Origin of the sequence: Hydrogenophaga sp. OTU3427 (assembly GCF_038440225.1) — a bacterium.
Classification (GTDB): domain Bacteria; phylum Pseudomonadota; class Gammaproteobacteria; order Burkholderiales; family Burkholderiaceae_C; genus Hydrogenophaga.
On sequence record NZ_JASATI010000010.1, the window covers coordinates 15,159 to 30,759 of the forward strand.

The following is a 15,601-nucleotide window of genomic DNA, read 5'->3' on the forward strand; positions in this document are numbered from 1 at the left end:
GCTGCCCCCCGAGGGGGCTGGGCCGCCTAGGGAGCGGTCCGGCGGCGGCCCGGGCAGGCCACGCCCTGCCGTCACGCGGGACACCATGACCGAACTGCGCAACGTCGAGGCCGAGCTGTCGCGCTTTCGAACGCGCGTGCTCGTGGCTGGCCTGCTGGTGCTGGTGGCGTTCGGCCTGCTGGTGGCGCGCCTGTGGGTGCTGCAGGTGCTTCGCCACGACACCCTGCAGGCGCAGGCCGAAACCAACCGCACCGCCGTGCTGCCGGTGGTGCCTCACCGCGGCCAGATCCTGGACCGCAATGGCGTGGTGCTGGCCACCAACTACTCGGCCTACACGCTGGAGATCACCCCCTCGCAGGTGAGCGACATGGAGTGGACGCTGGAGGAGCTGGGCAAGGTGGTGGACATCCAGCCGCGCGACCGCAAGCGTTTCCAGCGCCTGCGCGAGGAATCCAAGCGCTTCGACTCCATCCCCATCCGCACCCGGCTCAGCGACGTGGAGGTGGCGCGTTTTGCCGCCCAACACTATCGATTCCCGGGCGTGGAGGTGCAGGCACGGCTGTTCCGGCAGTACCCGCTGGGCGAAGCGTCCAGCCATGTGGTGGGCTACATCGGCCGCATCAGCCAGCGTGAAAAAGAAAGCATGGAAGACTGGCCGGAGGAAGACCAGGCCAACTACCGCGGCACCGAGTACATCGGCAAACTCGGCATCGAGCAGAGCTACGAGCGCCAACTGCATGGACAGACCGGCTTCGAGCGGGTCGAGACCTCGGCCGGTGGCCGCGCCGTGCGCTCGCTGGCCAACACGCCGGCCCGCCCGGGCCAGACCGTGGTGCTGTCGCTGGACATCAAGCTGCAGAAGCTGGTGGAGGACATGTTTGGCGATCGCCGGGGCGCCCTGGTCGCCATGGACCCGCGCAACGGCGAGGTGCTGGCCTTCGTGAGCAAGCCCACATTCGACCCCAACCTCTTCGTCGAGGGCATCGACGTCGAGAACTGGCGCCTGCTCAACGAGTCCATCGACCGGCCCCTGCTCAACCGCGCGCTGCGCGGCACCTACCCGCCGGGCTCCACCTACAAGCCCTTCATGGGGCTGGGCGCGCTCGAAACGGGCAAGCGCACACCGGGCGCCATCACCAACGACCCCGGCTACTGGATGTTCGGCAACCACCGTTTCCGCAGCCACGGCGACCACGGCCTGGGCGCGGTGGACATGCACCGCAGCATCGTGCTGTCGAGCAACGTCTATTACTACGCCCTGGCCAACGACATGGGCGTGGACCTGATCCACGACTTCATGAAACCGCTGGGTTTTGGCCAGATCACCGGCATCGACCTCAAGGGCGAGGTGCGCGGTGTCTTGCCCAGCCAGTCCTGGAAACGCGGCAACTACAAGCGCCCCGACCAGCAGAAGTGGTATGCCGGCGAAACCATCTCACTGGGCATCGGCCAGGGCTACAACAGCTTCACCATGCTGCAGCTGGCGCAGGCCATGTCGGTGGTGGCCAACCAGGGCGTCAAGCACAAGCCGCGGCTGGCCGTGGCGACCGAAGACCCGGTGCTGCGCACCCGCATACCGCTGGCGGCCGAGCCCCCGGTCAACCTGAACTTCAAACCCGAGAACGTGGCCACCATCCTCAAGGCCATGCAGGCGGTGACCACCGAGGGCACGTCCACCCGCGTGTTCGCCGGCGCGCCCTACCGCAGCGGCGGCAAGACCGGCACGGCGCAGGCGGTGACCATCGGGCAAAAGGACAAGTACGACGCGCGCCGCCTGGAAGAACACCAGCGCGACCACTCGCTCTACCTCGCCTTCGCACCGGCCGAGGCGCCCCAGGTGGTGCTGGCCCTGGTGGTGGAGAACGCCGGTTTTGGCGCCGCCAGCGCCGCCCCCATCGCACGCCGCGTGTTCGACTACGTGCTGCTCGGCCAATACCCCAACGAGGAAGACATGGCGGCCGTGCGCAAGGGCATGGCGGGCGCGCCCATCGGCAAGCCCCGCCTGGCCAGCGAAGTGGAGCTGATGCCGGCGGCGCCCTGAAACCCCGTTGCCGATCTGAGCCCGAGCGCCTCAGCGCAGGTAGGCATCAAAGCCGGTCTTGAGGATCAGCGCCGACACCACCACGATAAATACGCCGCGCACGAAGCCGGTGCCGTGCTTGATCGCCAGGCGCGAACCCAGGGTGCTCCCAACGACATTGGCCACGGCCATGACCGCGACAAAGTGCCACCAGACGTGGCCTTTCCAGGCAAACAGCATCAGGGCCGACAGGTTGCTGGCGGTGTTGAGCAGCTTGGCCGACGCGCTGGAATGCAGGAAGTCATAGCCCAGCCAGCGCACGAACAGGAAGACAAAGAAGCTGCCCGTGCCCGGCCCGAAGAAGCCGTCGTAGAAGCCGATCACCGCGCCCAGCAGGCTGGCCGCGGCGGTTTCAGCCCCACCAGCAAAACGCGGCTGGTGGTGGCGCCCCAGTTCCTTCTTGACCAGCGTGTAGCCCAGGATCAGCAGCAGGATGAAGGGCAGCAGCTTGCGCAGGAAGCCGGGCGAGATTTGCGTCACCGTCCAGGCGCCCAGCATGGCCGCGATGAAGGCCGCCGCGGCCGCCGGCAACACCGCGTGCCAGGGCAATTGAACGCGCCGGCCGTACTGCCAGGTGGCCGCCGCCGTGCCCCAGACCGAAGCCCCCTTGTTGCTGCCGAACAGCGTGGCGGGATGCGCCTGGGGAAAGGTGGCAAACAGGGCTGGCGTGAGAATCAAGCCGCCACCGCCCACGATCGAATCCACAAAACCGGCCAGCAGCGAGGCCAGCGTCACAACAATCCATTCCATCGCGGGCATTGTCGCACCCGCTGGTGACCGCTCAGCGCCGCTCCATCAAGGCCTTGAGACGTGGCAGGGCGGCGGTCATGGCCACGCGGCCGGCCTCGATGGAACGCTGGCGCGAGGCGAAGTCGGCGCTGCCCACCCCGGCCAGCGAAGGGCGCACCACCAGCTCGGCTCCCGCCAGCTCCAGCCGGTTGATGCTCTGGCCCATGATGGCAAAGGTCTGCAGCAACAGGCGGAAGGTGTCGTTGGTGGCATTGCCCTCGGGCGCGCTGGAGATGTCGACCGCGATCACCACCTCGGCCCCCATCTGCCGCGCCTGGCGTACCGGCACGGGCGCCACCAGGCCCCCGTCCACGTACTCGCGCCCGGCGATCGGCACCGGCAGGAACACGCCGGGCACGGCGCTGGAGGCGCGCACCGCCGTGCCGGTGTCGCCACGCCGGAACACGATGCCCTCGCCCTGTTGCAGATCGGTGGCCACCACGCCCAGCGGCAGGGGCATTTGTTCCAGCAGCTTGCCGCCCACCTGCTGGTTGACGTAGCGCGCCAGCGCGTCGCCGCGCAACATGCCGCGGCTGAACAGCGGCAAGGTCCAGTCGGTGATGGCGGCCTCCTCCATCGCCAGCGCGGCGCGCTCCAGTTCGGCGCCGTTCTTGCCGCTGGCGTAGAGCGCGGCCACCAGGCTGCCGGCAGAGGTGCCGACCACGTAGTCGGGGCGTATGCCATGGCGCTCCAGCACCTGGATCACCCCCACGTGCGCGAACCCGCGTGCCGCGCCCCCACCCAGCGCCAGGCCGATCCGTGGCGGCGGGCGCACGGGTTCGGGCCGCGCCACGGGCGGGAGCGGCGGGGCCGGCTCTTCCGGCGGCGCCACGGGCGGCGTGGTGCTGCACGCCGCCAGCCACAGCAGCAGCCCTGACAACAGGGCATGGCGCCAACGGTGCCCAGTCATGCCTCGGGTTTCAAGAGGTTTCATTATTGAGAATGATTCGCGTTAATGCTATTATCGCAGCCGTTCTGATCACCCACCTACATCAACGCCCCATGAAACCGTTTGCCACCCGCTCCATCGCATTGGCCGCCGCCTTGCTGGCGCTGTCGGCCCAGGCCCAGGACAAGGTCCTGAACCTGTACTCCGCCCGACACTACCAGACCGATGAAAACCTGTACGAAGGTTTCACCAAGGCCACGGGCATCAAGATCAACCGCGTGGATGGCGACGATGCCGGCATTGTGAACCGACTCCGTGCCGAGGGCGCGTCCTCGCCTGCCGATGTCGTGTTGCTGGTCGACGCCGCGCGCCTGGCGCTGGCCGACAACATGGGCCTGTTCCAGCCGATCAAGTCCAAGGTGCTGGACGACGCCATCCCGGCCCATCTGCGCGCTCAGCCCACGGCCGACGGCGTGACCTGGACCGGCTTCTCGACGCGCGCCCGCCTGGTGGTCTACGACCCGCTGCGCGTGAAGGCCGCCGACGTGGCCACCTACGAACAACTGGCCGACCCCAGGCTCAAGGGCCTGCTGTGTACCCGCTCGGGCTCGCATCCCTACAACCTGTCGCTGTTCACCACCGTGGTGGAGCGCCTGGGCGACGCCCAGGGCGAGACCTGGCTCAAGGGTCTGGTGGCCAACATGGCGCGCGATCCCAAGGGCGGCGACACCGACCAGATCAAGGCCGTGGCCTCTGGCGAATGCGGCGTGGCGCTGACCAATTCGTACTACGTTGCGCGGCTGCTGAAGTCGAGCCAGCCGGACGATCGCACGGCCATGGAGCGCGTGCGCGTGGTGTTCCCGAACCAGGGCACCTCGGGCACCCACGTGAACATCGCCGGCGCCGCCGTGGCCAAACACGCCAAGAACCGCGACAACGCGGTGGCCTTCATGGAATACCTGTCCAGCGCGTCGGCGCAGGGCTACTTTGCCGAAGGCAACAACGAGTTCCCGGTGGCCAAGGGCGTGAAGTCCAACAACCCGGCCATCAAGGCCATGGGTGGCGACCACTTCAAGGGCGACAACATCTCCCTGACCGTCGTGGCCAAGAACCTGCCGAAAGTGCAGCAGATGCTGGACCGCGTGGGCTACAAGTAAAGGCCGCTGTCTCCAGGGGGCTGATTCGCCTTGGTGCGGCCCTGCGGCGGATCGCCTCGCCACATCGCACTTCTTGCACAAAAAAAGCCCGGTATCGATCGGGCTTTTTTTTGTGTGCACTGATTCGGCCATCCAAGAAAAATGACCCGACCGCTTGCGCGGGTCGGGCCCAACATCTTTTGTGGAGATGATCTCTCAGACGGCTCAGTGACGGCGGGCCCTCGCGAGCCCGCCGTGTGGTTCAACGGTTGTAGGCGGTTTCGCCGTGCGAGCGGATGTCGAGACCTTCGCGCTCGTCTTCCTCGCTGACACGCAGACCGATCACCATGTCAACGATCTTGTAGGCCACGAAGGAGACCACGCCCGACCAGACGATGGTCAGCAGCACGGCCTTCAGCTGGACCCAAACCTGGGCCGCGATCGAGTAGTCGGCGGTCGTCACCATGGTGGCGGTGACCCAGTCGGCCACATAGCCGGGGCCACCCAGGGCCGGGCTGTTGAACACGCCGGTCAGCAGGGCGCCGATGATGCCACCCACGCCGTGCACGCCGAAGACGTCCAGCGAGTCGTCGGCACCCAGCATGCGCTTGAGACCGCTCACGCCCCACAGGCAGGCGAAGCCGGCGACGAAGCCGATCACCAGCGCACCACCGATGCCCACGTTGCCGGCGGCCGGGGTGATGGCGACCAAACCGGCCACGGCACCCGAGGCGGCACCCAGCATGGAGGCCTTGCCCTTGTGCAGCGCCTCGCCCACACACCAGGCCAGCACGGCGGCAGCGGTGGCGGCAAAGGTGTTGATGAAGGCCAGGGCGGCGAAACCGTTGGCTTCCAGGGCGGAACCGGCGTTGAAGCCGAACCAGCCCACCCACAGCAGCGAAGCGCCCACCATGGTCAGCGTCAGGCTGTGCGGGGCCATGGCTTCCTTGCCGTAGCCGATGCGTTTGCCGACCATGAAGGCGCCCACCAGACCCGCAACGGCAGCGTTGATGTGCACCACGGTGCCGCCAGCGAAGTCCAGCGCGCCCCACTGCCAGATCTGGCCGGCCTTGCCCGTCATGCTGTCAGCCACTTCCTTGGCCGTGTAGGCGTCCGGACCCATCCAGAACCACACCATGTGCGCGATGGGCAGGTAGCTGAAGGTGAACCAGATCGCCATGAACAGCAGCACGGCGGAGAACTTCATGCGTTCGGCGAAGGCGCCGACGATCAGCGCGCAGGTGATGCCGGCAAAGGTGGCCTGGAAGGCGGCGAAGATGATCTCGGGAATGACCACGCCCTTGCTGAAGGTGGCACCGTTGGCAAAGGTGCCTGCAACGTTGTCCCACACCCCAGCCATCAACAGCCGGTCAAAGCCCCCGATGAACGCATTGCCCTCGGTGAAGGCCAGGCTGTAGCCATAGACGAACCACAGCACGGCGATCAACGAGAAGGTGACCATGACCTGCATGAGCACGGACAGCATGTTCTTGCTGCGCACCAGGCCGCCGTAGAACAGGGCCAGGCCCGGCACGGTCATCAGGATGACCAGCAAGGTGGACACCATCATCCAGGCGGTGTCGCCCTTGTTGGGGACCGGTGCCGGTGCGGCGGCGGCCTCAGCCGGCGCGGCGGGGGCTGCGGCGGCGGGCGCGGCAGCGGCGCTGCTGGCGGCAGGGGCGGCAGCGGTTGCCGCCGGGGTTTCGGTGGCTGCTGGCGCGGCCGTCTGGGCCATGGCGGCCAGACCACCGAAGGTCAGACTGAGGCCTAGGAACAGGCCGGTGATGAGCTTTTTCATGGGTGACTCTTTCTTCTGCGATGAGGGGCCGCTGTCAGAGCGCTTCTTTGCCGGTTTCGCCGGTGCGGATGCGGACCACTTGCTCCAGGCTGTAAACGAAGATCTTGCCGTCACCGATCTTGCCGGTGCGGGCAGCGCCTTCGATGGCTTCGATCACGCGGTCGACCAGTTCGTCGGCCACGGCCGCCTCGATCTTGACCTTGGGCAGGAAGTCGACCACGTACTCGGCGCCGCGGTACAGCTCGGTGTGGCCCTTCTGGCGTCCGAAGCCCTTGACCTCGGTGACGGTGATGCCCTGCACGCCGATGCCCGAAAGTGCTTCGCGCACTTCGTCCAGCTTGAAGGGTTTGATGATGGCGGTGACCAGTTTCATAAGGTTCCTCTCGATGGCGGTTCGGTCCGGGCCGCCAGGGCGGCCCGGCAGCTGTCACATGGCCTTGGCGACAGTCAGCACCAGGCGGTTCTTGTTGATGTCGCCATACACGGCCTTCTTGTTGGCGCCCACGAAAGCGGCCTTGACGGAGTAGCCGTCACCCAGGTCGTAGCCCAGGCCCACGCTGTAGTCGGTGAAATCGGTCAGGGCCTTCTGCTTGAAATCGGTCAGGCCCACGGCCGCGCTCAGGGTCAGGCCCTTGCTGATCTCGGTCGAGTAGCCCAGGCTGAGGTAGCCGGCCTTGCTGCCGGAACCGAAGTACTGGCTGGAGACGGTGTGCGAGTACTTGGCGCTGAAGCCGGCGTAGCTCAGGCCGCCATAGACCTCGGTGGTCTTGAAGCTGCTGGCGCCCGGGTAGGCGTAGTGCAGCACGCCGACGTCGTAACCGATGCCGCTGACTTCGCCCTTGTAGCCGCCGTAGAGGTCCATCTCCAGGCTGCCGGTGGGCAGGGTCACGTTGGAGTTCCAGTTGCCGACATACAGGCCATTGGCGAAGGCGTAATCGAAACCGCCCTGCAGCGCAGGCTTGTTGGCCGTCTGGTCCTGGCCACGGAACTTGTAACTGGTGTTGAGCGACACGTTGGCCGACAGCTGGGCAGCGGCCAGCAGGGGCGAGGCGGCCAGCGCCACAACAGCCAGGGACTTGATAGCGGAAATGTTCATGACGGAGAACTCCAGTGGTTGAGGGGAAGACGGGCCACTTAAGCAGGGAATGTGCCAACCCGGCGCTCCCGGGCACCCCAATAGGGCGCAGACCAACCCACGTTGCAGCGCACGTCACTCACAAAGACTCACAATCCCGGCCCCCGCCCCCGCCGCCCCGCCCTGCCCTGCCGCACGCCGCCGGTGTAGGATGGACACGCACAAGCACCACCAAGGGGCTTGGCGGTGCACGGCGGCCTGGCACAGCCGACCAATGCACCACGAACGTGCATTTTGGCGGTCCTGATCGGGCCGTCAAGCCGCACCAGAACAGGGAGGGCCGCCATGGGTTTGTCTTTGGTGCACAGCCGTGCGCTGGTGGGGCTGGACGCACGTCCGGTGTGCGTGGAGGTGCATCTGGCCAACGGCCTGCCCAGTTTCACCCTGGTCGGGCTGGCCGAAACCGAGGTCAAGGAGGCCCGGGAGCGCGTGCGCTCGGCCCTGATGAACGCCGGGCTGGACTTCCCGAGCAGCAAAAAGATCACCGTCAACCTCGCGCCCGCCGACCTGCCCAAGGACTCGGGGCGTTTCGACCTGCCCATCGCGCTGGGTTTGCTGGCGGCCAGCGGGCAGATCGACGCCCAACGGCTGAACGGCTGGGAATTCGCTGGCGAACTTTCATTGGGCGGCGAGTTGCGCCCGGTGCGCGGCGCCCTGGCCATGGGCCTGGCGCAGCACCGGCAGCGGGGCAGCGCCCGTCGGCTGGTGTTGCCCGCTGGCAGCGCCGAAGAGGCCGCGCTGGTGCCCGCCGCCGAGGTCTACCGCGCCCACCACCTGCTCGACGTGGTCCGGCGCTTTCTGCCCGTCCCCACCCCAGGCATCCCGGACAACACGGCGGCCGAGGACGGTGGCTGGCAACGGCAGGCCACCCCAGCCCCAGGAACCGTCCCCCATCCTGGCGAGCGGCCCGACATGGCCGATATCAAGGGACAGAGCCAGGCCCGCCGGGTGCTGGAGATCGCAGCGGCCGGTGGCCACAGCCTGCTGCTGGTGGGCCCCCCGGGCAGCGGCAAGTCCATGTTGGCGCAGCGTTTCGCCGACCTGTTGCCGCCCATGAACGAAGACGAGGCACTGGAAGCGGCGGCCGTGGCCTCCCTGGGCGGGCGCTTCCGTTTGCAGGACTGGGGCCGACGCCCCATGGCCGCGCCGCACCACACGGCGAGCGCGGTGGCGCTGGTGGGCGGAGGCTCGCCACCCCGACCGGGCGAGATTTCCCTCGCTCACCATGGCGTGTTGTTCCTCGACGAACTGGCCGTTTAGCTTTTTTGCCAAGTTGTCTATATTGCGAGAAACAAGGAGTTTCTCGTGCAAATCGTCCCGCAATTCACTCCCAACTCGCCGTTGACAATTGTCCAAAGGGACGACGCCTTCCCAGACTACCCGTTCGAACGCCTCAACCACCACCTGTTGGCTGAAATCCGAGCGGGCTACGCAACGCTACCGTTGTCGCTTCGCGGCATCGAGACGGTGCAGCCGCGCCATCTGGAATGCGTACTTCAGATTTGTGGCATTCACGTGCCGAATGCCGGCTTTGCATCAGCGGAGTTCTGGAGAGGTTGTGTAGCGTATGTTGGCGCGGTCAACTCCCAGAAGTTCATTGATGCCACGCACGCCTGGAGGCACAGACAGACAACCTCTTTCGCTCGCCTGCTCAGCGAGCTTAAAGGCAGAGGCTTCTTGGTGCCACCCCTGACGTTTAGTTCAGCGATCACCGGTGTATCCGAGTCGATTCGCCCATTCGTCGATTTCTTCGAAGACCTGGCACTGGATGCTGAGAAGGTGTGGCTTTGGCAGGGGTGGTGGAGCAGGAACAGGGACGCGCGAAAGCGACAACGATTTCCTTTCTTCCCGATCTACAAGCGTTTGGGGCGCGAATTTACAGAGCGCCTGTACAAGGCATGCGACGCTTGGGCGACGTCGCACAACGCCAGCCACATCCCGATCTTGCGCCCCTTAGCCGAGTACATCGGAGCCCATGACGACGCGCTGACAGTCCGACGCTTGCAGGATCCAGCGTTCACGGAGGTTTTCTGGCATCAGTTTTTTGCCTACTTTGTCTCTTCGCGGCACGAAATGGGCAACGAACTTGCCACCAGCCTTGCTGTGTGGAATGCGCAGACGATCAGATTCATCTCCGGATGTTTGGAGTCGTGCGGCCTGTTTGCGAAGCCGGCCCAGATGCCTGCGGCGCCCAAACGGACCAAGACAGGGGCGCAGACCAAGATTTTGAAGCAGGAAGACGGGACCGACGCCAAGGGGCGCCTCATCACGCTGGTGCCGGTTCATTGCACGGATGACCAAGCGCTTCAGGTCCTGTTGAAGGACATCCGCAGGGAAATCGAGATTGTGCAGCGGTGGGCGGAAGGCGAATACGCGCAGTTCTGCGCCAACGTGGACGCGCGGACATTGCTTGCCAAGCAAGGGACAGTCAGAGTCATTCAGAAAGTGGGAGCCAACTCGATCGGTCATAAGCAGTTGGTCGCGAAAGACAACCCGCAGGCGATGGCCAATGCCGCTGCCACTTTCGAACACTATGGCTACCAGACCCACGAGGACACATCAGTGGGTCTCCTCTATCCGAAGCCAATTCCTGAAACTGCTTTGAAGCTCGGTGTGCCGAACGCCGGCAGCTTGTTGCCGCATCTCACCCTTCTGGTGCACGATCATCCCAAAATCACGAGCTCCTTTCTGGAGAAGCTCCAGCTGTATGACAAGCACGGGAACATACAGTGTGTGCAGATTCTCGACGGCGTCACCATGCTGGTCGGAGCGAAAGATCGTGCAGGGCCGGGCAATGCGCAACAAGCGATCGTGCTGACTGCGCGCGGCAAGGACGTGGTCACACGGATCATTCAGGCGACTGCGCCGCTTCGCAGATACCTGAAGGCCAAGGGCGACGACAACTGGCGATCCTTTCTCTTGAGCAGCGGAAAGTCATTTGGCTACCCAAGTCCCATCAAGAACATCTCTGGCCTCTTCATCCACCCCAAAAACAGAAAGAACTTGAGCTCGTCCTTGGAACGACAGGGGCTTGACAGGCGATCGGCGGAATCGATCGCAGAGCGGCTCACGCTGGCCACATTGCGAGCAAGCATCGGGGTGCGCGTCTACCTGGATACGGGAAGCGTGCATGCCATGAGCGAAGCCCTGGGCCACGTGGAATTCAATCCGAGTCTTCTTGATCACTATCTGCCGCTTCAAGTCCAGCGTATTTTTCGGGAACGCTGGATCCGCATCTTCCAGACTTCGTTGATCATCGAAGCCGTGAAAGGAACCGACTTGGTGCTTGAAGCCTCGGGACTGTCATCAATGCAAGAGCTCGATGAGTTTCTGAGCCACCATGCCTTCAAACGCCTTGATCCTCTGGTCGATGGACCCGCAGACGTCAACGATCGCGAAATCGCCTTCGGTATCAGCACCGGAATCCTGGCATTGCTTTTTGGGCTGCAACATGCGGTGCAGAACGCAACCAAGGCGGTTTGCGGCCGGGCACAGTACTGGGCGCTGGTGACGGACCGGATCGTGGACTACATCATGGCGCCAGAGAGCGGGCGGGAGGACCTTAGAAATCTCGTGATTTCAGCCCGCAGCATCCGGGTGCAGGAGTCGTTCGAGAGGTTCGTGTATGCGTAACGCGAAATCCTACGTGGGCGAGCTGAGCTTCTTGAACCACGTCTTGGACCGGGGCACGGGCGTCTATCGCGCGGCCTCCTGGCTGCGAAGTCCGTTTGACGCCGACCGTTGGCAAATCCAGTTCGATCACTATGCAACGGCGCAGCTGATCGATTTTCGCGTTCGAATGCGGGACGGAAAAAGCCTCACCGACACGCGCCATGCGCGCTTGCTGGAAACATTCAAGCTATGGCTGTGCGCGTCCACGCATCCGCATGCGTCAGCCGGCCGCCAACTCAGCGCCAGTAGCATGCGGGCCCGCGTGCATTGCACGCTGCACCTGATCGACTATCTGTTGCTGCGCCAAGAAGAAGTCCACCTGTGCGAGCTCGGCTTGGCGGGCCTTACATCGAACGATCTGCTCACGCTCGTCTCACGTCTTGCTTCGACAAACGATGTTTCTGAGTCGGTGTATGGCTGGATGCCACGCCTGCGAGAGCTTCTTCGAACCGGTGGCAACACCATTTCGGCCCATGATCTTGCAGCGGCGCGTCAGGACGTGCCCACGATCGATGATGGCTTGGACCGGAGCGACCAACTCGGATTGAGCCGCGCAGAATTGTTGACTGCGCGCGCATGGATCTGGCGCGAAGGCCTGTATCGGCAAATGAGCCGAGCGGGGTACAAGATTCGTCCGAACACGCTCGCACTGACCTCCAGGATCTACGCAGATACGCTTTGGGGTGTTCAGAAACGGACCATTCCGTTCGAGTTGATGCTTCACGAGGCCGGTCTGGCGGAGCGGGAGCGCTTGGCCGTACCGGTAAGAGAAGTGAATGACGACTGCGCCGGCGATCGGATGGTGGCGTTGTACATGCGATGCCTGGGTCACCTCAAACTGCTCCAGCGCAGCGGGATCGACGTACCCACTCAGGCCATTGACGCGATCCAGCAGAGAAATTTGCAGGCATGGCTCCAAACAAAGGAAATCGGGAGGTTCCAGACGCTGCCGCAAGACGTCGTTTTGTGTGCCATGCGAAGCTCGATCGCGTTTGCCTTGACCCACGGAGAACACATCGTGGACGCCTACGCGGCGGTCGCAGAGAAGGCGCGAGAATTGTCTATCAGCATCCCTGCAGTTTGCAGCGAGATCGGGATGGACTCCCTCATTTCCGAGCACCTGATCGACCTCGGGGTCAAGAACTGGCGTCTTCAGCCTGGCGCGAGAGCGGATGGAGATTACTATGAGCGTCTGCGAAGGAATGAAGGACTTTGTGAACTGGTGATGATCCTGGTCGGCGCAGTATTCTTGATCGTCGGCGCGGTGACCGCCAGACGAAACGGAGAGCTTACCGACCTGCGCGTCAGGAGTTGCCTGGACAAGAGTGGCCGCAACCTGCTTTTCTTCAACCGGAAGTCAGGCTTTGCTGACACCCGGCAAAAGGAGGCACGTCCCATTCCCGCGATAGCGGCTCGACTCATTCGACTGATTGAGCGTCTGCACCAGACTTGCCTTGCCGGTGTTGATGGCGACCCGGCCGGCGCACTATTTGCGTACCCTTCTCGGACGACTGGCAGATTGACAGATGGCTCTGCATTCGGCGTCTACTTCTGTGTCGATTTGCTGTGTGACTACTTCGAATTCGCAGGTGACTCGCCCGAAACACGGTACTACGTGAGACAGCATCAAATGCGCCGATTCTTCGCCATCGCCTTCTTCTGGGGCAGCGGTTTCGGAGGCTTGGACACATTGCGCTGGTTCCTTGGTCACACTGATCCAAAGCATGTATGGCGCTATATCCTGGAATCCGTGCCGGGCAAGATTTTGACCTCGATCCGCTCACGCTATGCCGTGCAGGCGCTGTTGGGTGGCAACACCGCCGCCGAAGCCTTGGCCGAGCTGGTGGAGGAGAAGTTCAACACTCGCGAGTTCTCTGTGCTAAGTGTTGAGGAACTCGAGGAGTACGTTGAAGTCCTGCTTGAAGATTCGCGTGTCCTCGTCGAACCTCAGTTCATTGAAGCAGATTCTGGAACAGCCTACACGATCGCCATCCTTGTCACTCAGACGGAGACGCCTGGTGGATAAGCGGCAAGCCCGATCAGAGCAAAGCGTTCGCGCACTGTTCAAGCTGCTGCAAGACGTAGCTCGGGAGCCGGGTGTTCACGTCAATTACAGTGGGCTGCGTGAGGCACTCGGGCGGCAGGGGCATATTGCGAAATACGAGGTTGAATCGCTTGGCATCCGCCCCGTCTCCCTGAATACGCTGAAGAGGGTCGCCGATGATGTCTTGGGGTCAGATGGGGGTTTCCAAGAACTCGACTCTCTTCGGCGAATCGCGCTCTCAAGGATTGAGCAGTTCACAACGGCTTCATTGCAGGTCCAGCGCGACACCCGCGATGGGCTGAGGCTGAAGCTCAAGCAGGCCAAGGCGCGAAACCGCGTACTGCGCGAAGATTTGGCCTTCCTCTCCGACCGCCTCATGACGGCGTTGAACTTGGCAGAGCGGTGCGCTTCGACTGCGGATAGCGTGACGCAAATGACCTTCAAGCGTCAGCGTGCTGAGATCCTCAATTCGTTGGGCCTGCGACGAACCTTGTCCCCCAATGAGACAGCTGATGACGACCTCGAACCCCGAAGCTGACAAGGTACTCTTCATACCTGCAGGCGACGACTTTGCCATCGTCAGTCACGTCGAGGGCGACCAGCCTTTTGGCCGAGATGCGTCGAACCTCCCGCTAATCACTTGGCCAAACGGGGGATGGTGTTTTGACGCCAATGCGTTCATGCTGCGACTCGTCGATCGCGGCCTCTCGCGGTTCAACCGTGGCGGCACTTTGGCCACCTATGCTGCGCACATCACACCGCTGCTGCGCTATTGCGAAAACAACAATGTAGATCTGGTCGAATTGACCGATGCTCATTTTTCGATGTTCGTGAACTCACTCAAGGCAGCTAGATTCAAGCCCGGCTCCCGTGAGCCGCGACTGGAGCCCTCAACCGTGATTTCGACTGCCAGTACGTGCCTGGCCTTCCTCTCGTTCGTCGGTGAACTGCATCAAGTCCACTTGGTCGGACCCGAAGCAGCAATCCGAGCCGAAATCGTCCCGTCTCGTGGACGGAGGCAAACGGCTGTGAAATGGCATCACCATTCATTCCCGACTCGCTCACCCGAGCGCAGGCGCCTGCCAGTTGGTAGCGAAGTCATCGCAGCACTTCGAAATGCCGCTGCGGAGCATTCTCCGTCCAACTACATACGGCGAAGACGGCAGATCATGCTACGCCTGCTGGAGATCACGGGCGCACGACGCTCAGAAATCGCCGCTCTGACCGTTCAGAGTGTCGAAAGGGCTGCGGCCATGCAGGCTCCTCGTCTGGAACTCGTCACAAAAAAGGGCCGGGGGCGAAGAAAGGACCGCATTCGGGAGGTTCCGATCACCAAGTCGGACGCCCGACTGCTGTTGGAGTTTGCTCGGGTCAATAGATCCGTTGTCATCCGGCGCACGTGCGGTAGGGCGGCCGATCCCGGGGCATTGCTCTTGAGTGAGACGTCCGGCTTCGCCTTGCGGCCGAACACGATCACGCAGGAGGTGTCGATCTTGGTGCGCGCCGCTGGGCTCTATACGCGGGTCTGCGCACATATGTTCAGACACCGTTTCATCACAAACGTCTTCAAAGCTTTGATCGAGGAATACCACGTCGAGAGTCCTGACGCCTTCCGGCAGCTCCTTCTGTCGGCAGAGGAGCTGAAGACACGAGTGTGCGAGTGGTCAGGGCATTCCAGCTTGGCCTCGCTCGCCCGCTACATCCACCTTGCGTTTGAAGAGGTGGGCGGAGTGCGGTTAGCGGTCGATGCGGTAAGAGCGAAGGCTGCGATCAACTCATTCGTTTCCGAGCTGCGAGCACTTAACTTTGCGAACATGACCGCTGTCGACATAGAGAACTTGCAGCGCTCTGCGAAAGACTTAACTGCCGAGCTATCAGCGACCGAAGGCCTTGGGCAAGAAGAGAACGGTTCCCAGAAGGCGTAGCTAGGTGGACATATCCAAAGTTACGCCAACACTGATGTTCGCAAAGCAGCTGCTTCCTTCGTTTGGCCAGACTTGCCAGAGGAACCCGGACTCAAGGCTGAAGCTGTTGATAGCGCTTGGATAGTGACGCTCT

At 63.4% G+C, this 15,601-nt stretch carries 11 protein-coding genes and 1 pseudogene; 7 read left to right on the forward strand and 5 right to left on the reverse strand.

What is annotated here, in order from left to right:
• Positions 1-85: 85 nt before the first annotated feature.
• Positions 86-2,041: a penicillin-binding protein 2 gene (mrdA, locus tag AAHB17_RS08205; RefSeq protein ID WP_342130055.1), complete on the forward strand. Its 1,956-nt coding sequence runs from the start codon at positions 86-88 to the stop codon at positions 2,039-2,041.
• Between the two features lie 30 nt (positions 2,042-2,071).
• Here mrdA and AAHB17_RS08210 read toward each other — a convergent pair whose 3' ends face one another.
• Both AAHB17_RS08210 and AAHB17_RS08215 read right to left on the reverse strand, forming a co-directional pair.
• Entirely contained in the window at positions 2,072-2,830 is a 759-nt protein-coding gene (locus AAHB17_RS08210; protein ID WP_342130056.1) for a sulfite exporter TauE/SafE family protein, read from the reverse strand.
• A gap of 31 nt (positions 2,831-2,861) precedes the next feature.
• Positions 2,862-3,779, reverse strand: coding sequence for a patatin-like phospholipase family protein (locus AAHB17_RS08215; RefSeq protein ID WP_342130057.1), 918 nt, complete (start codon positions 3,777-3,779; stop codon positions 2,862-2,864).
• A gap of 92 nt (positions 3,780-3,871) precedes the next feature.
• Here AAHB17_RS08215 and AAHB17_RS08220 point away from each other — a divergent pair, with 92 nt between their 5' ends.
• Positions 3,872-4,915 (forward strand): extracellular solute-binding protein, encoded by a 1,044-nt coding sequence (locus AAHB17_RS08220; RefSeq protein WP_342130058.1) that lies wholly within the window; start codon positions 3,872-3,874, stop codon positions 4,913-4,915.
• Between the two features lie 241 nt (positions 4,916-5,156).
• Here the strand turns inward: AAHB17_RS08220 and AAHB17_RS08225 are convergent, their stop codons facing one another.
• Genes AAHB17_RS08225 through AAHB17_RS08235 form a run of 3 tightly spaced genes read right to left on the reverse strand, consistent with a single transcriptional unit; the run spans position 5,157 to position 7,788 of the window.
• Positions 5,157-6,692 carry an ammonium transporter gene (locus tag AAHB17_RS08225; RefSeq protein WP_342130059.1) on the reverse strand — a complete coding sequence of 512 codons (1,536 nt, stop codon included), beginning with the start codon at positions 6,690-6,692 and terminating at the stop codon, positions 5,157-5,159.
• 34 nt (positions 6,693-6,726) lie between these two features.
• On the reverse strand, positions 6,727-7,065 hold the full coding sequence (glnK, locus tag AAHB17_RS08230; RefSeq protein WP_342130060.1) for a P-II family nitrogen regulator: 339 nt from the start codon (positions 7,063-7,065) through the stop codon (positions 6,727-6,729).
• A gap of 54 nt (positions 7,066-7,119) precedes the next feature.
• Complete coding sequence (locus AAHB17_RS08235; RefSeq protein WP_342130061.1) at positions 7,120-7,788, reverse strand: TorF family putative porin; 669 nt, start codon at positions 7,786-7,788, stop codon at positions 7,120-7,122.
• A 324-nt stretch (positions 7,789-8,112) separates the two neighbouring features.
• Here AAHB17_RS08235 and AAHB17_RS08240 point away from each other — a divergent pair.
• From AAHB17_RS08240 to AAHB17_RS08260, 5 genes and pseudogenes are all read left to right on the forward strand, one after another.
• Positions 8,113-9,075: pseudogene (locus tag AAHB17_RS08240) on the forward strand (YifB family Mg chelatase-like AAA ATPase); the annotation flags it as partial.
• Positions 9,076-9,132: 57 nt separating this feature from the next.
• Positions 9,133-11,460: a hypothetical protein gene (locus AAHB17_RS08245; RefSeq protein WP_342130062.1), complete on the forward strand. Its 2,328-nt coding sequence runs from the start codon at positions 9,133-9,135 to the stop codon at positions 11,458-11,460.
• Positions 11,453-13,525, forward strand: a complete 2,073-nt coding sequence (locus AAHB17_RS08250; RefSeq protein ID WP_342130063.1) for a hypothetical protein — start codon at positions 11,453-11,455, stop codon at positions 13,523-13,525. The genes AAHB17_RS08245 and AAHB17_RS08250 overlap by 8 nt, the downstream gene beginning before the upstream one ends.
• Positions 13,518-14,081 carry a hypothetical protein gene (locus AAHB17_RS08255; protein WP_342130064.1) on the forward strand — a complete coding sequence of 188 codons (564 nt, stop codon included), beginning with the start codon at positions 13,518-13,520 and terminating at the stop codon, positions 14,079-14,081. The genes AAHB17_RS08250 and AAHB17_RS08255 overlap by 8 nt, the downstream gene beginning before the upstream one ends.
• Complete coding sequence (locus tag AAHB17_RS08260; protein WP_342130065.1) at positions 14,056-15,468, forward strand: site-specific integrase; 1,413 nt, start codon at positions 14,056-14,058, stop codon at positions 15,466-15,468. The genes AAHB17_RS08255 and AAHB17_RS08260 overlap by 26 nt, the downstream gene beginning before the upstream one ends.
• Positions 15,469-15,601: the final 133 nt, after the last annotated feature.